Consider the following 18602-nt stretch of genomic DNA (forward strand, 5'->3'; position numbering starts at 1 on the left):
GCCGCTTGCCGCCTGAACGCCTGTCCGACGCAGTTCTCCTGCCCCGGCTCGCGTTCCGCGAGCCCGCACGCCTACCGTTTCACACTGAATGACGCATACGCGCGGTACAGTACCGCGCGATGACGGCTATCTTCGCGTCGCCTTCGGCATTGCGCCACGGCGATGCGAGCCGCTATGCGCGCCTTGCACGGCAGGACAACCATGACTTTCGATTTCGCACTCCGTCTTTTCACCGCGTTCGCCTGCGGCGTCGCCATCGGCCTCGAGCGCCAGATGCGCCAGCGCACGGCCGGCCTGCGCACGATCACGCTCGTCGCGAGCGGCGCGTGCCTGTTCGTCACGCTCGGCGTGCTGACCGGCAACGGCGTCGCGGGCGTCACGCAGATCGCCGCGTACGTCGTGTCGGGCGTCGGCTTTCTCGGCGGCGGCGTGATCATGCGCGACAAGGGCTCGATCCAGGGCATCAACACGGCCGCGACGCTGTGGTGTTCGGCCGCCGTCGGGGTGCTGGCCGGCTCCGGCCATTACGTGCCCGCGCTCGCCGGCACCGGCGTCGTGCTGCTCACCAATACCCTGCTGCGCGGCGTCAGCCAGGCGATCAACGCAACGCCCGTGTCGAATGCCGATCTCGTGCGCGAATACCAGATCACCGTGATCTGCCTCGCCGCCGACGAGGTGCACATCCGCACGCTGCTGTCGAACGCGATGTACGCGAAGCCGCTGTCGTTCCAGAGCCTGACGAGCGAGGACGTGCCCGACCAGCCTGACCGGCTGAAAGTGACCGCGACGCTGAAGCTGCATCCGAAGGATCAGCAGAAGCTCGAGCAGATCGCGAGCCGGATGAGCATGGAGAAGAGCATTTCCAGCGTGAGCTGGACCGCGAAGGAAGCGGAGCCGTTGATGGAGTGAGCGGCATGGCGGCCGCCGGATTCGGCGCCGCCGCCCTCGCTTGCGTCAGGGTGCCTCGATGAGCCCGGCCGAGATCGCCTTGACGACCGCCTGGACCTTGTTCGTCGCGCCGAGCTTCTCGAGGATGTTGTTGACGTGGAAGTTGACCGTCCGCTCCGAGATGCTGAGGATCTGGCCGATTTCGCATGCGGTCTTGCCTTCGGCGGTCCAGCACAGCACCTCGCGCTCGCGCGCGGTCAGCGTGACGCCCGCCGCGGGCGACAGCTTCGGCACCATGAAGCGGCTCATCAGCGAATGCGACAGGTTCGCGAGCCAGTTCGTCTGCAGCGTCAGCATGTTGATCTCGGCCGGCGTGAGCCGGTCGGCGTGGCGCGCGATGCTCAGCAGCCCGAACGCACCGCGGGCCGCCCAGCTCGACTGCGCGACACCCACCGACAGCCCGAATTCGCGCGCGTCCTGCCACAGCGGGTTCGGATCGATCCGGTCGACATCCGGCCAGACGATCATGTTGGTGCTGTGCGCGCCGTCGCGCACCGTCGAATCGATCTCGATGTAGTTCCGCGCCTGGTAGTGCGCCATCCAGCCGTCCGGATAGGTATCGAAGATCGCGACCGACGGTTTCGACACCGGCAGCGGCACGCGAATGCCGTAACAGCAATATTCGAATCCCAGCCGCCTGGAATAGGTGGCGATCCGCTGGAAGAGCTGCTGCTCGTCTTCCGCGGCGCTGAATTGTTGATAGGCATCCTGCCAGCGCAGTTCCATTCGTTCTCCGACAACGTCACGCTGTCATACTTGTCAGGTGCCAGCTCCGGTTCGAGGCTGATACATTCCGCGCATGACTTTACCTTTGCTGCACCCGGTTCCCGGCCCGTCCCCGGACGGCTACGTGCGCCTGTCAAAAGGCGCACTGGCCGCGCTTGCACTCGATCATGTCACAAGCGGCCTCGACGCATCACTGCTCGCGGAACTGCGCGACAACGCGATCGACGCACGCCTCGCCGGCTATACCGAATGGCAGCGCACGGCCCGTGCCGGCGTCCCTTACGTGACGGTCGGCTGGGACTGGTACCTCGAACGCGCAACGGGCACGTTCGTCATCGCCGGCGGCGACGTCCGCAGCAACGTAATGGCCGTCGACGCCACGGGTGCCGACATCGGCATGTTCCGCACGGCCGCCGCGCTCGTCGCGCGGCTCGCCTGCATCGACTGGCACGCCGCGGTCGCGTCTGCCCTGCTCGGTTGCAACGACGCCTATCATGCCGGTCCGACGCTCCAGTGACAACCGGCTGCGCATTCCTCTGACAATTTCCAAGATGCTGGCGCTCTTTATAAGCAAAAGCGCCCGGTTTTTCAATCCCGTCGATCAAGAAACCGTTACCACGTCCTAAATGGCGCTTTTGCGCCGCCCAACCTGTAAGAGTTACCAGTTACCGCCCCCTCGTGCCGCGCGATGTAATGCATGCATACAAAAGCACAAATCCGAGGACACCATGCGGACCTTCGTTCACGAAGAAGGGCGGTTACCACACGAACTTGCAGCGGATCTCGGGCGCTACCGGCGCCGCGTGTTCGTCGAACAACTCGGTTGGGAGCTCCCGTCGGCGAACGAAAGCTTCGAGCGCGACCAGTTCGATCGCGACGATACCGTGTACGTGTTCGCGCGAAATGCCGGCGGCGACGTGTGCGGATGTGCGCGCCTGCTGCCCACGACGCGCCCGTATCTGCTGCAGTCGCTGTTCGCCGACCTGATTGCCGCAGACATGCCGCTGCCGCAATCGGCGGCCGTCTGGGAGCTGTCCAGGTTCGCGGCGACCGACGACGAAGGCGGGTCGGGCAATGCCGAGTGGGCCGTGCGGCCGATGCTCGCGGCCGTGGTCGAATGCGCGGCGCAGCTCGGCGCGCGGCAGCTGATCGGCGTGACGTTCGCGAGCATGGAGCGGCTGTTCCGCCGGATCGGCATACACGCGCACCGCGCAGGCCCGCCGAAGCAGGTGGACGGACGTCTGGTGGTCGCATGCTGGATCGATATTGATCCGCAAACGTTTGCGGCATTAGGAATCAAGCCGGGGCAGGCAGCCCGGCAAGCCATCGCCGCCTGAGCCGGAACGCGCGTTTCCGTCCGGGCGGCATCGTAACGAAGGAGAACCAACGTGGACCAGTCTCAGGTCTTTCGCGCGATGATGCCCGGGTTGACGAGCGCCAACGGCGCCCGCATCGCGGTCGCCTATCCGTCGTTTCCCAGGCCGCTGCCGCTCGTTCGGCTCGACCGCCGCGGGCTCGTGTTTCGTGCCGCCGGCGCCGCGCCGCTCGTCTGCGGGCTGCCGCGCGCGGCGACGCTGCTGGTCGCGGACGAGCCGCTGTGCTCGCTGCGCCTCGTGATCCGCGACATCGCCCCTGCCGGCGACGGCCGCCACGACCTGACGATGCAGCCGTCCGGCGCCGTCGGCGACGAATTGCTGTGGCATGCGCTGCGCGACCATGCGCCGTACCGGCGAATTCAGCATCCGCTCGCGCCCGTCGACGCGCCCCTCGCCGCGAATAACGAACCGCGCGCGGCGGCCGGCGAAGCCGGGCCGCGCCCGTCGCGCAGCGCGGCTTTCCGCCTGCCGTGCCACAGCGACGCGCTGTTCTTCGCGGACTGGCTCGAATATCACTTCGACGAGCTGCGCGCGCTGTCGCAACAGCACGGGCCGCAACTGCAACTCAATCAGCTCGAGCGGAAAGTTGCCGACGACGAGGTTGGCGTGCGCTTCGTCTACGACATCGACGGACACGCGACGCGGCACGCGCTGACCGACTGCGCGCGCGAGGCCTGTGCGTGGATCGAGACGGAGATGCGCGACAAGTACGCGCTGCCTGTCGCGCAGGAGCGGTTCGGCACGCTTGCCGCGCACGCGCGGGCCGGCGGCATGTGAGTGCGGTATCGGTTGCATCGACGCGAGGCGGCCGGTACGGCAGCAAGTTGCATCGATACAACGGGGGCTTGCCAACCCTCGGGTTTTCCCTTAAATTTATGTCTGTCTCCTCCATGTCTCCAAACATGGATTCAGCCCGCTCAAGCAGCGGGCTTTTTCTTGCCTGCGTGAATTGCGGGGCCGCATCGCCTTCCGTTCCGGCTAACCTGCCGGACGTGCACTGGCCGGCGGCAACCAGTAATGGCGCACCGCAAATATCAGCGCGACCGCTACGACAAGTATCAGCAGCAGGTACAGCCAACCCTTTCTGGTCGTCGGCAGATCTGTTAGACCGCCCAGGTCGCCCGTCAGGGCCATCAACGCGACCATCGCCAGCCCGGCCAGCACCATCGTCCCCTTTGCCACCCACCCAAAGGCAGCATCCAGCACGGCCGCCCATCGGGATTGGCGATAAGGTCCGGCAACCGGCCGACGAAGGTCGGGCTTACCCATTCCTCACCTCCCGTACGGCATGCGCGTATCCGCACGTCGACGGACAGGCTCCGTCGAAGGCAGGGATTCGACAGTTTTCCGGAAGAGCAACTGCAGCGATGGGGTTCGCGCACGCGATCTGAGCATCATGCTGTTTTCTTTCGTGAGATGAGGTTCGGCGGCGCGTTTTGGCCGGAACGGATCCACATTTACAGGATCGTGCTGCAGAACGCCGCATGGCGCTAACGGCTCGATGTACGTGAACCATTACGCGCCGCCGCCGCCGGGGCACGCGACATACACGACGTGCCGCCGCAGCGCATGCCCTTCCGGCAACACCGGATGATCGAAATCGCGCGCGGGTTCGCGCAGCATACCGAGCCGCTGCATCACGTGTTGCGATCGCAGATTGGTATCGGCCGTCCATGCGAAGATCTCGCCGAGTCCGATCCGGTCGAATCCGTCGACCAAAGCCGCGGCCGCCGCTTCGGCAATATAACCATGACCCCATGCGGGACGCGCCTGCCGCCACATGATCTCGACGCACGGCGCCACCGGATGCGTTGCGCGCGCTTCGTGCGACAAGCCGCACAGCCCGATCAGCATCGCGTCGGCGCGACGCTCGACCGCCCAGAGCCCGAAACCGTGCGCATCGAAATGCGCTTCGAAGCGCGCGATGACGTCGTTCGCCTCATCGATGGACATCGGGCCGCGTGCGAGCCACGCGGTCACGTCCGGATGCGCATGCATCGCCGCAAGTGCGTCCGCGTCCGCCGGTCGCCAGCGACGCAGCATCAGGCGTTCGGTTTCGATCCTCGATGGCGTGGTCATGGGTGATACGTAAGCGCTTCCCCAGCACCGTCTGTTCATGAAGGTTCATAGGCGGCAATCTGGTTCCCACCAGAATGTAGTGGGAACCAGAAAAAATGGAAATCAAGGCGCAGGGCCGCCGACGAGGCTCCAAGAATTACACGAATGAGTTTCGCACGCAGGTCGTGGCGGAAACACGAGACCCGACCCGTTCACTGGCGGAAGTTGCACGCGCGCATGGGTTGAACGCGAATCTCGTGTCGAAGTGGCGTCGGGATCAGGAGCAAGAGGCGACGTCCGCATCCGCGCCAGTTGAATTATTCCTGCCTGTTCAGATGGCATCACCGCCGATACCGGAACCGGTCAGATCATCCGGGCTGGTCATCGAATGTCGTGGCGTACGCGTGTGTTTCGAAGACAAGCCGGAGTCTGATGTCCTGCGGCTTGTGCTGACGAGCTTGCTGGAGGTGGGTTCGTGATGCTGGGCCTTCCCGCTGGGACGCGGGTGTGGCTGGCTGCTGGTGTGACCGATATGCGTTCCGGCTTCAATAGCCTGGCCGCGAAGGTGCAGACCGTGCTCGAGCGGGACCCGTTCAGCGGACACGTGTTTGTGTTCCGCGGCCGACGCGGCGATCTGATCAAGGTGCTGTGGTGGAGCGGCGACGGCATGTGTCTGCTGATGAAACGGCTTGAACGCGGCCGCTTTGTCTGGCCGCGTGCGGATGGGGGCGTCGTCAGCTTGAGCCAGGCGCAGTTGTCCATGTTGCTGGAAGGCATCGACTGGCGGCAGCCGGTGCGCACGGCGGCGCCGACCTCAGCGTTGTAAACCCGCCCACCGACGCGTAGACTGCGGGCATGACGACGGCGAACCCGTACCCGGACGACATCGAAGCGCTCAAGGCTCTACTGCTCGAGCGCGATGTCCGCATCGGGCATCTGGAAGACGTGGTCGAATCGCACAAGGCGGCGACGGCAACCGACAAGGCGGAGATCGAGCATCTCAAGCTGCTGATCGCAAAGCTGCGCCGCATGCAGTTCGGCCGCCGCTCGGAGAAACTGGACCGCCAGATCGAACAGCTCGAGCTGCGTCTGGAAGAACTCGAGGCCGACGAAGGCGCTGCCCCCATCGAGATTCCCAGGACGCCACGCACGGCACCGGAACAGGTACAACGCAAGCCGTTGCCGGATCACCTGCCGCGCGAGATCCAGATCCATTGGCCCGAATCACGTGAAACCTGCACGGCGTGCGGTGCGCCGATGAAGCAGCTTGGCGAGGACGTCGCCGAACAACTCGAGTATGTGCCGGCGAGCTTCCGGGTCATCCGCCATGTGCGGCCGAAGCTGGCATGTTCATGCTGCGATCACATCGCCCAGGCTGCTGCGCCAAGCCGTCCCATCGAGCGAGGCATGGCTGGCCCGGGACTGCTGGCTCACGTACTGGTCGCGAAGTTCGCGGATCACCTGCCGCTCTACCGGCAGTCGGTGATCTATGCGCGGGAAGGTGTCGAGCTGGATCGCTCGCTGCTGGCGAAGTGGGTTGGTCACACTGCGGCGCTGCTGCAACCGCTCGTCGACGCACTGCGTCGCCACGTCATGGCAGCGACGAAGCTCCATGCCGACGATACGCCAGTGCCGGTGCTTGCGCCAGGGAACGGCAAGACCAAAACCGGACGCCTGTGGGTGTATGTGCGTGACGATCGGGCGTCCAGCGACGCCACTCCGCCGGCCGTCTGGTTTGCCTATACGCCGGACCGCAAGAGCATTCATCCGCAGCAGCATCTCGAATCGTTCAATGGCACGTTGCAGGCCGACGCCTACGGCGGCTACCAAGCGATTTACGAAACGGGACGCGTTGCCGAAGCAGCATGCTGGGCCCATGCACGGCGGCAGTTCTACGAATTGCATGCGGCTCGCCCAAATGCATTGAACACCGAGGCGCTGGAACGTATCGGCGCGCTCTACAAGGTCGAAGAGCAGATCCGTGGCAAACCACCCGATGAGCGGCGAGCGCACCGACAAACTCGCGCCAGGCCCTTGCTCGATCAACTCCATGCGTGGCTGAGCGCCACACTGGAGACGCTCTCGCGCAAATCCGACACGAGTCGGGCGATCCTCTACGCGCTGAATCGGTGGGAAGCGCTCACGCGCTACTGCGACGACGGGCATCTCGAAATCGATAACCTGCCGGTCGAGCGCGCGTTGCGCGGAGTGGCTATCGGGCGCCGAAACTACCTGTTCGCCGGCGCGGACTCAGGTGGGGAGCGTGCTGCCGCGATCTACAGCCTGATCGGGACGGCCAAGCTCAACGGCATCGATCCCGAGGCGTATCTGCGCGCCGTGCTTGCGCGCATTGCAGACCATCCGATCAACCAGGTCGAAGGCCTGCTGCCCTGGAAAATGACCACCCCAGCATCGTAAGGCGATAATGCCGCTGGCTTCCCGTTCCCCGGAGATCAGATGGCGAAATCGTTCCAGCGCTTTACCCTGCACGTGCAGCTTCAACACATCGAGCCGCCCATCTGGCGCCGGATCGAGGTCGAAGGAACCGAGTCACTGCGCAAGCTGCACCATATCCTGCAGGCGGCCTTCGGCTGGGAAGACTCCCACCTGCACGACTTCCTGATCGACGGCATGACCTACGCCATGTTCGAGGTCGATGACGTGCTGGACTTCGCCGATCCGGGCACGACCGCCGATGACCGCAAGGTTCGACTGCAGAAGGTCCTGAAACCTGGCTCACGCTTCCTCTACCGGTACGACTTCGGGGACGGGTGGGATCACGCCATCGTCGTTGAGAAAGTGGAAATCGTTGAAAGCGAACCGTGGGGCGCGGCCCAGGTCATCGATGGTGCTCGCGCGTGCCCGCCAGAAGATGTGGGCGGCCCGCCTGGCTACGACGCGTTCCTGAACACGCTATCTAACGATCCGAATAGCGAAGAGGCAGAACATTACCGAAACTGGGTTGGCCCCGGCTTCGATGCCGATCGGTTCGATCTGCGTGCGGCCAATGCCACGCTGCTGCGCATGGCATCCAATCGTTGGGGAAACCGGTAACTCACGCCGTCAAGACGGTATCGGCCCCACGCTTACGGTGATACGGATCGTACGGGTTGCGGTGCAACGCAGGTAACGTCACGAACCCGGATGCAGAACGGATGAAGGGGAAATCGAGATCGTCGCGTCGGCCGACGACGATCGGAAGAACAAGCAGCGAGAAACGGGCGCCAATGCGCCCGCTGTAATTACTCGTTTTCCTCGAAGAATTCCGTCCGACCTCAGAGACAGAAGGGAACGAATTGCGGACGACGATCGCACCCGCCAACGGTTCAGATATCGACGCCGACAATTTTCAGCCTGAACCGATTTTCCCAATACATACAGTACGCGATCATCGATACGGCGTCTCTCCTGACGCGTTTAACTAGGCAAGCATGGAGTGGCCCCGTTTCCCTCGCCTCATTTTTCGAGGCGGGGGGTTTTTTATGTCCGGGCGCACCGACTTGTCCCGAACGACTTGCGAGCAGTTCACATGCACACGTCAATGGCAAGCAGATTCTGCGGGTCGACCAACCGCTCATGCGTTCCCCATCCTATGCCGAGCCGCCTCTTATGAAAGAAATCGTTACGCCCACTCCGGCCAAAAAACGAAGCAGCTTGCTTGGCACGGTCGAACGACTTGGCAATCTCCTGCCTCACCCTGTCACGCTATTTGCGAGCATGTGGGCCATCGTGCTCGTAGGCTCCTCGCTAGCCGCCGCGCTCGGAATCAACGCCGCAGACCCGCGCGTTTCCACATCCGGCGCCACGATTGCCGCCGTCGATCTGCTCAGTGCCGACAGGATCGTCCTGCTGCTCACCTCGCTCGTCGGCAACTTCACGGGCTTCGCGCCGCTCGGCACCGTCTTGGTCTCGTTGCTCGGCGTAGGCGTCGCCGAGCGCAGCGGCCTGATTTCAGCCGCGGTACGGAAAACGGTTTTCGCCGCGCCCCAACGCACCGTCACCTATGCGGTCGTATTCGCCGCCGTGATATCCAACATTGCGGGCGAGCTCGGCTACGTCGTTCTAATTCCGCTCGCGGCGACCGTATTTCAGTCGCTAGGCCGCCATCCGCTCGCCGGAATCGCAGCCGCATTCGCAGGCGTGTCGGGCGGATACAGCGCAAATCTGCTGCTCGGCACCGCCGATCCGTTGCTCGCCGGCATCACGCAAACCTCCGCGCGGCTCATTGATCCGACCTACGCCGTCAGCGCGACGGCCAACTGGTATTTCATGGCGGCAAGCACCGTCATGATCACAGTCCTCGGCGCGCTCATCACGGAACGCATCGTCGAACCGCGGCTTGGCGTTTACCGGCCGGACGAAACCGGAGCGCAGCCCGGACGCGACGTCGCCGCCACGATGCCGACGCAACTATCGCCGCGCGAAAACCGTGCGCTGCTGCACGCCGGCTGTGTAATGCTCGCCGGCGTGGTGCTGCTCGCCTTTGCCGTCATGTGGCCCGGCTCGCCGCTGCGCGACGACCTCGGCGCACTGGGCCCCAAAGCGCCGCTGTACGGCGCCGTCGTCGCGCTCATCTTCCTGTTCTTCCTTCTGCCCGGAATCGTCTACGGCGTGACGACCCGCACCATTCGCTCCGATCGTGATGTGATCGATGCGATGTCGGCAACCATGTCGTCGATGGGCACCTATATCGTCCTGGTGTTCTTCGCCGCGCAATTCATCGCGTGCTTCGGCCAAAGTCAGCTCGGCCTCATCGTCGCCGTGACCGGCGCCGATCTGCTGCAGGCCGTCGACCTCCCCGCGCCTGCGCTGTTCTTCTGCTTCATCGCCATCTGTGCATTGGCCAACCTCGCGGTCGGATCGGCGTCCGCACAATGGGCGCTGACAGCGCCCGTGTTTGTGCCCATGCTGATGTTGCTCGGCTTTTCGCCGGAAATCACGCAGGCGGCTTACCGGATCGGCGATTCGGTCACCAATCTCGTGACGCCGATGATGAGCTATTTCGGGCTGGTCGTGGCTGTCGCGTCGCGCTATCGAAAGAATATCGGCGTCGGCACGCTGATGTCGACGATGCTGCCGTATTCCGCGCTGTTCCTAGTGGCGTGGAGCACAATGTTCTGCGTGTGGGTGTTCATGCTGGAATGGCCGGTCGGGCCGGGGGCACCGCTCTACTATCCCGGCGCCAACTGAGCCGGGATGGCTTTAGAACTGCGGTACACGACCACGTCGATTGCAGGCTTTCCACTAAAACACCGTCATGAGGCGATCAATCCATGTCGCACTACGCCGCGGTTCGGAAAGGCGATTTCGTCACCTGCCCTCACTGTCGCCACACCCGAATTTCCTTCGGATCGACCGACGTCATCATCGAAGGCGAGCCCGCCGCCCGGCTGACGGAAAAATGCAATTGCGGCGGCACACTGACGAACCCCGACAATTCCCACGGGGTCTTCATCAATGGCAGACCCGCCGCCGTTTGCGCAACCCATGCTGCAAGCGATCATCACCACCCCGTCACGGGCGCACGTTCCGTTTTCATCGGCACGCAAACCACACGCCGCCGGGAAAAACGGGGCGTCGACGATCCCTCGATTCCGATGCTCAGGCCCCGGGCCGACCCTCTGCTTCCGTCATACGAAGACGCAACCATTCCGCGCAATCTTCCCCCGCCGGCATATCACAACCGCACGACTGAAATCACGCTGGAAAGCCCTCCGTCCATTCCGTTGGCGGGAAGCACCGACGAGATTTCGATGGTGCTGGAAGCGCGAATCTACGAACAAAGGCATCGCGATTATCTGACGGCAATGCAGCAGTACGAGCGCGACTACGCGCGATATCAGCGAGAACTCAGGATCGCCATCGCGTTCGGAGAGACCAACGATGTGCCGACATCGCCAACGCGGCCGACGCTGCCTCCGCCCCCCCCTTCCAACGACCTCAGTCAATTCATGGCGGGCGTGCGCCATCCGGATGAAAGTGTTGTCCGCGGACAAACCTGCGTTGCCACAGATGACGGCACCAAGGATTGCGCTTTCGACGCCCCCCCCCAGAGAAGCTCCGAGAGAATTTATAGATCGGGAGGCGTAGGGGCTACCGTTTGCGTCGCCAGACAGACGCCCCGCGATGCAGTTCAGCGCGACGGTTTTCAGGATTCCGGTTCACAGGCGTTCCTCGAAGTACCGTGCCTGCTCCCGAGCGACCATGTGTTAGCTGCGTCGACGACTCCGCATGCGGCGATGGCTTACGGCCGCCGTTACTTCACCGGGCCGTTTCATATCTATCGGATCGATGCGCAGCGCCTTCGCGGGGCTGCATTGGTAGACAATATCGATAGCCCTGGCGCACGGCGCATCTTCAATTTCGGCAACGGGTCGAGAACGATTCCCGGAAACAACGCGAGACTTTTGGTCGTTCATATCGACAATGCTCAACTGAGACAGAATCTTCGCCTGATCCATTGGATCGATACGGTACTCAACGATTCGACACCGTGCGCCGCACGGGTCGCGAAATAGCGACGATCTTTGACGACGATGGATATTCGCGCACAGAAGACGCTCGCATCGGGACTCACGACACATGTCCTTACCCGGAAAAGGTGCGCGCGTGCTGGTGCACCCTATAAAATATTAACAATATAATATTGAAATATTCCGACCGGGTCGACGCTAATTCCGATTGAGCCGACCACTTCCGCTTTCATTCCGCTCACAATTTTGGGTAGATCAATCGCAAGCGGGGTGTGGCCAAAGGCTATTATTTTTCCGTTTGCCTTGCAGTTGGCGGCCATATTCAAAAAGGCGAATTCTGCATCTCTCGATGACATCACTTCGTGGTTCAGAAAGCGGAAAATCATGATGTCGCAATCGACTGCCAATCGCTGTGCAGCAAGAACATCACTGACAAATGCGTCTTCAAAGCGATCGCGGGCCAATTCGATCATTTTATTGCTGGCATCCGAGGCGATATAGCTGAACCCGGGGTGTCGATCCTTGATGTGACCGAGAAAGGCTCCGGTAGAGCATGCCGGATCGTAGATCGTTGCTCCCGGCCGCGCAAGCGAGCCCAGCACTTCACTCGTGTGACGCCTGAAGTGAGCCTCTTCCGCGTCCAGCGTGTACGGAACGCTCGCACATTCCTCCCAGAATCCGGCTGGGCAGACGAATTCAGTTCCACTTTCGGTCAACGGGGCGTAGGGGAAATGAACATCCCATCCAGCGGAATTCGTGATTGCGAGAAATATATCATCTTTCCAATTCTGATTACGAGGCACTACAATATGAAAAATCGTGTGCTCGTCGACCGGTTCGCTGTCAATTAGCCTTCCCAGCAGCATATCCATTTCGACGATGCTGTATCGACTCCCACGAGATTTTCTTTCCCGGATCCCAATCCATCTCTCGCTGCCGCGCCTCAGCAGAAACAAGTCATGCAGCCTCGACCTGTGCAGGCGAATCGTTGTAGTTAATTGATTCCGCATGCGTTACACCATCTCGACACGCATTGCCGGATTGCAAGTGGGAATCACATAATTACCGAGAGATACAGTCGAGAATCTTTCCATTTTTGGCATCACTGCACACGCCAGACAGATGCCATTCATTTCAAGTCTCAGTTGCTTGACCCATGCGGAAGTTCCTGCGAAACGGCATGCGGCAAGAAGGTGATCTAGATGGGAAGCCAAATTCATCGCCGGAGGATCATATGCCATAGCGACTTCCTGGCGTCGGATGGCGCTCATGTCAGCGATCAGGCATCGCAACAATTTGGGGTATTTTTCAAGATGCATGTAATGCCGGGCCCATTCTCTGCGAACCAGCTCGACGCCGTCTGCGATCTTGTACTGTTGAACCAGTTCTTTTACGGCCCGCGCGGCGGCATGCGTCGGGTAAAGCGAGCAACCTGCTCCAATGACGTGAACGCCGGCAATGTCTCGGTCCTGACAATACGCGGCGAAAACGGGAGCCCGGATCTCGGACCCGACATCAATAATATCGACTCGACCGCCGATCAATGTTTCGGCATGGGCCACCAGATCCACAAGCCCAGCGGGAAATGTTTCGCGAGAAACGATCTTGATGGAAGGGCTAATTTGATAGAAAAATAAATCGGCGAGGAAGCGACCAACAGCATGTCGCTCAATCACTTCGCTCAACGCATGAATCGCCGCCTCCTCAAATCCGACGCCGACCGCGAGACCTGTTCCGCAAGAGTAGCGCTTCGCATCGTGGTAGTCGACGTCGTCCTCACCACGCCGATTGGTTGCATATAAATAATCGATCAGAAATTGAGGAAATAGCAGCGCCCCCCGTTCATCGATATTCGCTTCAAATTCAATTGCGGCAATTTTTTCGGGGTTTTGCTTCCTTATCATGTCGAGCGGCAGGAAGTTCTCCCAGACACTTTGGCGTGCCATTTCCGAAAAATGGACTACCGAGCCGTGGGCTCGAATACCTGCCAATCCAACATGATGTTCATACGCTTCGAATTTCGCGCCGACTCGAGCTTCTGCTTCGTAACCTTTACCGCAGCCGACGCAGGTCGAACCATCGGGGAGATGCAAGGTTGCCACCGTACTCGACAGCGGGTCGCCGAATCTCGAAAGTTCTACACGGATCCGGTTCTCTTTAAAATATTCGTCGATCAGCCCCTCCGCATCTTGCAATGAAACCTTTCTTTCCAGTTCGCTGGCTATCATGTCTTGACCAAGGTTGAGAGGGGCGGGTAAGCCCGCCCCTGAGGTGAAGGCGAACTACCTTACTGGCCGACTGCGTCCTGTTCCTGATCGGTCAGGTCGCTCTCGCGAACCTCGTCGACCCCTTCCGGATTGATTTCTTGCTCAACGCTCATCCGATAATCGTTCGCATACGTGCACATGAGATATCCCATTTCAAACTCCAAAAAAATTAAGAGGTTAATAGTGATATACAGCCGTAATGCACGACGCTTTGCAAGCGCGCGCAAATACCCGGTAATAATTGGATACGCAAAGTTCCAATTATTTTTTAATTCGATGCCAAAAAAGAAACCGACCTCATTCCAACACCAGTTGGCGCACCCGCTGCGTCGGCAACCACCCCGCGACCGCGCGCTCCATAACGTGCTGCGTAATGCCGTCGATCGCGCTCGGACTCAACTCCAGCTTTCGACTCACGACATGAATCGAGGTCTCGCGCAACCATTGCATCACATGCATCTCGAAAGCATTCGTATAACGCCTGCCCGGTTCCGCCCAGGGCACCAGGACGGTCAGGCAACCGTGCTCCGGGCACTTGATGCGCGGCACCTCGGCCCACACCATCGTGCGGTATTCGCACGTATCGAGATGGCGCCATCGCCTGATTCGAAGGTCGTATCCCGGACAATGGCAATCGCATTGCGGGCAAACGAGACGCGCGCCAGCCTCGGCTCCGATACGGACGAACACCGTGCTCTCGGATTCATCGACCGTGACCGACTTGATTCGCCAAGGAGAAGAAATCCCGAGAAGACGCGTGTAAAACTCCTGTTTTTCAATCACCATAAAATATCAACGATCACTCGCCGCCCAGCCGCAAGGCGAGAATTATTCAGTTATCCGTCTTCACCCGAACTCGATACCCAATCGCAAATAAAACACGCCATCGAGAGGATGTCGTCCCACCTGGCTTTTCAACACAATTTCCGCATGATCGCCGCCAGCTCGACTTCGTTCCTTGCTCCCAGTTTTTTCATTCCCGCATTCTTCTGGTTGCTGATCGTCTTGCGGCTGCGCTTCAGTCTTTCGGCAATCTCCGAGATCGACATCCCGGCGCACGTCATTCTCACGACGGTCGCTTCCTTGGTCGACAGCATCTCGGCACGGGTCTCTCGTCGTCTCGAGTGAGATATCGCCAACAACATCTGACTTTTCAGAGAGCTCGGCAAATAGATGCCTTCGTTTTTCACTACACGGATCGCGCTGGCCAGATCCATATAATCGTCGCCCCCCTTGCCGACGAAACCCGCCGCGCCGGCGTCGAGTGCCGCGGAAACGATATACGCCGAAGCATGCGAACTCAGAAACAGGACCCGGGTAGCTGGCGCGGTACGCCGAATCCGAACCAGCAGATCGAGACCGTCCGGATAGGGATCGTCCTCAAATTCATAGTCGCAGACGAGAACGTCCACCGGCTTTTCCACCAGCATGTCGAGCAACTGACCGATGCACCGGCTTTGGAAACATATTTCGATATCGGAGTTGACCGACAGCAGGTGCTCGACACCACGCAAAATGAGCGGATGATCGTCGGCAACGCCTACCGTAATCTTCCTCACGAGCGCACCTCGATCGGGAATTTCAATCGCATTCGCCAGCCACTACGGCCTGCCGCATGTCACAAGGTGTCCGAAACACCAACGCGTCCGCGGGCCCGGCATCCGGATCGGCCACCTCCAGCACGATATGCTCGCTCGCGTCCTGCGACACGAGCGCATCGAGCCAGTATCGGGCCAGACGCGGCAGCACATGCTGCTCGATAAAGCCGATCAGCATACGTGCGCCGGTCTCCTGGACAAGGCAGCGGCCCACGATATAGTCGACCACGTCCGGTGCATAGCTCAGCTCGATCCGGTTGTTTTCGGCCATGCGCGCGACTACGCCTTCCATATGCAGGCCCACGATCCGAGCGAGCGAATCCTGGCTGAGCGAACGGTAAGGCACGACCGTGACCCGACCGAGAAACGCGGCGGGAAACACCTTCAGAAGATCTGGCGTCAACGCCGAACGCAAGCCGTCCATGTCCGGCGCGAGCATGTCGTCCGCGCACAGGTTGGCGATCAGATCGGAACCGGCGTTGCTCGTCATCAGGATCGTGGTGTTGCGGAAATCGATATAGCGACCGTCGCCGTCCTCCATGTAACCCTTGTCCAGCACCTGATACAGCATTTCGTGCACGTCGCCGTGAGCCTTTTCGATTTCGTCGAGCAACACGACGGAGTACGGACGCCTGCGCACCGCCTCGGTCAAGGCGCCGCCTTCGCCATATCCCACGTAACCTGGCGGCGCCCCCTTGAGGCCGGAGATGGAGTGCGCCTCCTGGTATTCGCTCATGTTGATCGTGATCAGGTTCTGCTCGCCGCCATAGAGCGCATCGGCCAGCGCGAGCGCGGTTTCGGTCTTGCCGACGCCCGACGGCCCCGTGAGCAGGAACACGCCAAGCGGCTTGCGCGGATCGGCCAGCCCGGCGCGCGCGGTCTGCACGCCCTCCCCGATCCTGCGCAACGCATCGCCCTGACCGATCACACGGGCAGCGAGTGTCGCGGGCAGTACCCGAACGGCGGCAATCTCGTCGGTCACCATGCGTCCGACCGGGATGCCCGTCCAGTCCGAAACGATTTCCGCGACGACGATTTCGTCGACTTCGGGAAAGACCAGCGGGCTGCTCGCCTGGAGATCCGACAACGTCTTTTCGAGCGCGCGCAATACGTCTATCGAGACGTCGCGGTCGGTCAACGCATCGGCGCCGGACGTGCCGCCCAATGCCGCACGTGCGCTCGCCAGCTCCGCCGCCGCCGCAACCTGCGCTTGCCACGCCGTCTCGACGGTGTGTGCGTCGGCTTCCAGTCGGACGATGCTCGCGCCGACGTTCGCCAATGCGTCGTCGCTGCCGAGCCCGATGCGCGCCTCGCGGCCGAGCAGCTCGGCTTCGACGCGCGCCGCCTGCAGCTTCTCGCGAATGCGTTGCAGTTCGCGCGGCGGCGCATGTTGGGACAAGGCGACGCGCGCGCAAGCGGTGTCGAGCAGGCTGATCGCCTTGTCCGGCAACTGGCGCGACGGAATGTAGCGATGCGACAGCGCAACCGCCGCGCGGATCGCTTCGTCGAGCACGACGACGCCGTGATGATCGGCAAAGACATCGGCAAGACCGCGCACCATGTCGACAGCGGCATGCTCCTCCGGTTCCACGACCTGCAACACCTGAAACCGCCGCGTCAATGCCGGATCCTTTTCGATGTATCGCTTGTATTCGGACCACGTGGTCGCACCGATCATGCGAAGCGTGCCGCGCGCAAGCGCCGGCTTGAGCAGATTGGCCGCATCGCCGGTACCCGCCTGACCGCCGGCGCCGATCAATGTGTGAATCTCGTCGACGAACAGAACGATCGGCGTCGACGACTTCGACGCCTCCTCGAGCACGGACTTCAGTCGCGACTCGAACTCGCCCTTCATGCTCGCGCCCGCGAGCAACGCCCCCACATCGAGGCTCAACAACTCGACCTCGGCCAACTTCGGCGGCACATCGCCGGCCGCAATCGCAAGCGCCAGCCCCTCGACGATCGCCGTTTTACCCACGCCCGCATCGCCGGTCAGAAGCGGATTGTTCTGCCGCCGCCGCATCAGCACGTCGATCATCGTGCGGATCTCGAGTTCGCGGCCCACGACCGGATCGATCTCGCCGGCACGGGCCCGCGCGGTCAAGTCGGTGCAGAACCTTGCGAGCGCCTGCCCGTTCCCGGGCTCGACCAGCGCCCCGGAAGCCTCGCCCGGCATCGCGCTCCCGAAGTCGCTCCGATCGTACGGCGTGTCATCCGCCTCCGGCGATCCGGCAATCCACGCCGGCAACGCATCGGCCAGCCCCTCGACGGGTATCTTGCCGAACGCCGGTGAAATCGACAGCAGCACGCGCCTCAACTCCGGCGTCTCGACCAGCGCGGTCATCAGCCACGCGCCGCGGATCCGCCGCTCGCCGAACGCAAGCGTCGCGATCGCCCACGCGCGCTCGATCGCCATCTCGATGTGATGCGAAAAATCGTTGAGCGCGGTCGCCCCCGACGGCAATGCATTCAACGAAGCAAGCAGGTCCCTTTCGAGCACATCGCGATCGATGCCGCAGTGCCTGACGATACGATGCAGATCGCTGTCGACCTGCGACATCTGCTGGTGCAACCAATGCACCAGCTCAACATAGGGATTGCCGCGCAACTTTGAGAAGGCCGTCGCGGACTCGATGCTCCTGAAGAGCGTCGCCCCGAGTTTTCCGAACAGCGCATGACGTGAAATGGGCATTTTGACGTAACGAATGGAGATGTTGCAGCCGGATTAACCCGGTCCGAATGAGCTTCCGGGTTCGATCGGCGGCATGCGTAACAGACATCCCCGAGCGAGCCAAGGAATAAAAAGCATAGTCCGTCGATCGGCGTGTGTATTTGGGCGTCCGCCCATATTTCGCATTCGTGCGGCCAAGTACCATCTTTTCGTCTTCTTCGTAACACGGGAATTCGATCGTGTTTAGCTCGAAAATCGCTATTTTTTATCCATTTTTATTCGAATTTCGCCGTACCGACTGGATGATTCATGACCGATTTCAACAAGCCGTCGGCAAGACCGGCGTCACGGGACACGCGGCTTCGGGCATGTCGGTCATGCGATAGGAATCCTGTTCATCGAGCACGCGCCTGCTCGCATGCCGCTCCACCCGACATCCTTTTTTGCATGGGCCGCACCGGCCACCAGAACCAGACGGGCAACGC

At 61.5% G+C, this 18602-nt stretch carries 18 protein-coding genes; 10 read left to right on the forward strand and 8 right to left on the reverse strand.

Annotation, left to right across the window (positions count from 1 at the left end; translation table 11 throughout):
* Nucleotides 1-201 precede the first annotated feature (201 nt).
* On the forward strand, nucleotides 202-909 hold the full coding sequence (locus ACM6JT_RS22550) for an MgtC/SapB family protein (protein WP_034180403.1): 708 nt from the start codon (nucleotides 202-204) through the stop codon (nucleotides 907-909).
* 45 nt (nucleotides 910-954) lie between these two features.
* Here ACM6JT_RS22550 and ACM6JT_RS22555 read toward each other — a convergent pair whose 3' ends face one another.
* The gene (locus tag ACM6JT_RS22555) at nucleotides 955-1674 is read right to left on the reverse strand and encodes an autoinducer binding domain-containing protein (protein WP_034180404.1); all 720 of its coding nucleotides are present in this window, start codon (nucleotides 1672-1674) and stop codon (nucleotides 955-957) included.
* Between the two features lie 73 nt (nucleotides 1675-1747).
* On the opposite strand from ACM6JT_RS22555, the gene ACM6JT_RS22560 reads away from it, so the two are divergent.
* The 3 genes from ACM6JT_RS22560 (at nucleotide 1748) to ACM6JT_RS22570 (ending at nucleotide 3827) form a co-directional block, all read left to right on the forward strand.
* Nucleotides 1748-2191 (forward strand): DUF4902 domain-containing protein, encoded by a 444-nt coding sequence (locus ACM6JT_RS22560; RefSeq protein WP_034180405.1) that lies wholly within the window; start codon nucleotides 1748-1750, stop codon nucleotides 2189-2191.
* Nucleotides 2192-2402: 211 nt separating this feature from the next.
* Nucleotides 2403-3011 (forward strand): acyl-homoserine-lactone synthase, encoded by a 609-nt coding sequence (locus tag ACM6JT_RS22565; protein WP_131949441.1) that lies wholly within the window; start codon nucleotides 2403-2405, stop codon nucleotides 3009-3011.
* A gap of 51 nt (nucleotides 3012-3062) precedes the next feature.
* Entirely contained in the window at nucleotides 3063-3827 is a 765-nt protein-coding gene (locus tag ACM6JT_RS22570; protein WP_175769612.1) for a hypothetical protein, read from the forward strand.
* A gap of 201 nt (nucleotides 3828-4028) precedes the next feature.
* Here ACM6JT_RS22570 and ACM6JT_RS22575 read toward each other — a convergent pair whose 3' ends face one another.
* Together ACM6JT_RS22575 and ACM6JT_RS22580 are read right to left on the reverse strand one after the other, a co-directional pair.
* The gene (locus ACM6JT_RS22575; protein ID WP_244099526.1) at nucleotides 4029-4319 is read right to left on the reverse strand and encodes a hypothetical protein; all 291 of its coding nucleotides are present in this window, start codon (nucleotides 4317-4319) and stop codon (nucleotides 4029-4031) included.
* 246 nt (nucleotides 4320-4565) lie between these two features.
* Complete coding sequence (locus ACM6JT_RS22580) at nucleotides 4566-5129, reverse strand: GNAT family N-acetyltransferase (protein WP_175769613.1); 564 nt, start codon at nucleotides 5127-5129, stop codon at nucleotides 4566-4568.
* Nucleotides 5130-5224: 95 nt separating this feature from the next.
* On the opposite strand from ACM6JT_RS22580, the gene tnpA reads away from it, so the two are divergent.
* The 6 genes from tnpA (at nucleotide 5225) to ACM6JT_RS22610 (ending at nucleotide 11626) form a co-directional block, all read left to right on the forward strand.
* The gene (tnpA, locus tag ACM6JT_RS22585; protein ID WP_200095532.1) at nucleotides 5225-5587 is read left to right on the forward strand and encodes an IS66-like element accessory protein TnpA; all 363 of its coding nucleotides are present in this window, start codon (nucleotides 5225-5227) and stop codon (nucleotides 5585-5587) included.
* Nucleotides 5587-5934 (forward strand): IS66 family insertion sequence element accessory protein TnpB, encoded by a 348-nt coding sequence (gene tnpB / locus ACM6JT_RS22590; protein ID WP_175769615.1) that lies wholly within the window; start codon nucleotides 5587-5589, stop codon nucleotides 5932-5934. The genes tnpA and tnpB overlap by 1 nt, the downstream gene beginning before the upstream one ends.
* 29 nt (nucleotides 5935-5963) lie before the next feature.
* Entirely contained in the window at nucleotides 5964-7526 is a 1563-nt protein-coding gene (tnpC, locus tag ACM6JT_RS22595) for an IS66 family transposase (protein WP_414857340.1), read from the forward strand.
* Between the two features lie 39 nt (nucleotides 7527-7565).
* A complete protein-coding gene (locus tag ACM6JT_RS22600) occupies nucleotides 7566-8162 on the forward strand; it encodes a plasmid pRiA4b ORF-3 family protein (protein ID WP_414857341.1) in 597 nt (198 codons plus the stop codon).
* Between the two features lie 555 nt (nucleotides 8163-8717).
* Nucleotides 8718-10298: an AbgT family transporter gene (locus tag ACM6JT_RS22605; protein WP_414857342.1), complete on the forward strand. Its 1581-nt coding sequence runs from the start codon at nucleotides 8718-8720 to the stop codon at nucleotides 10296-10298.
* A gap of 83 nt (nucleotides 10299-10381) precedes the next feature.
* On the forward strand, nucleotides 10382-11626 hold the full coding sequence (locus ACM6JT_RS22610) for a PAAR domain-containing protein (RefSeq protein ID WP_414857343.1): 1245 nt from the start codon (nucleotides 10382-10384) through the stop codon (nucleotides 11624-11626).
* A gap of 104 nt (nucleotides 11627-11730) precedes the next feature.
* Here ACM6JT_RS22610 and ACM6JT_RS22615 read toward each other — a convergent pair whose 3' ends face one another.
* The 5 genes from ACM6JT_RS22615 to tssH all read right to left on the reverse strand — a co-directional run bounded on the left by ACM6JT_RS22615 (nucleotide 11731) and on the right by tssH (nucleotide 18138).
* The gene (locus tag ACM6JT_RS22615; protein ID WP_175769625.1) at nucleotides 11731-12453 is read right to left on the reverse strand and encodes a hypothetical protein; all 723 of its coding nucleotides are present in this window, start codon (nucleotides 12451-12453) and stop codon (nucleotides 11731-11733) included.
* 141 nt (nucleotides 12454-12594) lie between these two features.
* Nucleotides 12595-13809, reverse strand: coding sequence for a YcaO-like family protein (locus tag ACM6JT_RS22620; RefSeq protein ID WP_414857344.1), 1215 nt, complete (start codon nucleotides 13807-13809; stop codon nucleotides 12595-12597).
* A gap of 336 nt (nucleotides 13810-14145) precedes the next feature.
* Nucleotides 14146-14634: a helix-turn-helix domain-containing protein gene (locus tag ACM6JT_RS22625; RefSeq protein WP_175769629.1), complete on the reverse strand. Its 489-nt coding sequence runs from the start codon at nucleotides 14632-14634 to the stop codon at nucleotides 14146-14148.
* Nucleotides 14635-14762: 128 nt separating this feature from the next.
* Nucleotides 14763-15407 (reverse strand): response regulator transcription factor, encoded by a 645-nt coding sequence (locus tag ACM6JT_RS22630; RefSeq protein ID WP_175769631.1) that lies wholly within the window; start codon nucleotides 15405-15407, stop codon nucleotides 14763-14765.
* Nucleotides 15408-15429: 22 nt separating this feature from the next.
* Nucleotides 15430-18138, reverse strand: a complete 2709-nt coding sequence (tssH, locus tag ACM6JT_RS22635) for a type VI secretion system ATPase TssH (protein WP_175769633.1) — start codon at nucleotides 18136-18138, stop codon at nucleotides 15430-15432.
* Nucleotides 18139-18602 lie beyond the last annotated feature (464 nt).

Origin of the sequence: Burkholderia sp. IT-111MI5, from assembly GCF_949752865.1 — a bacterium.
Taxonomy (GTDB): domain Bacteria; phylum Pseudomonadota; class Gammaproteobacteria; order Burkholderiales; family Burkholderiaceae; genus Burkholderia; species Burkholderia pyrrocinia_C.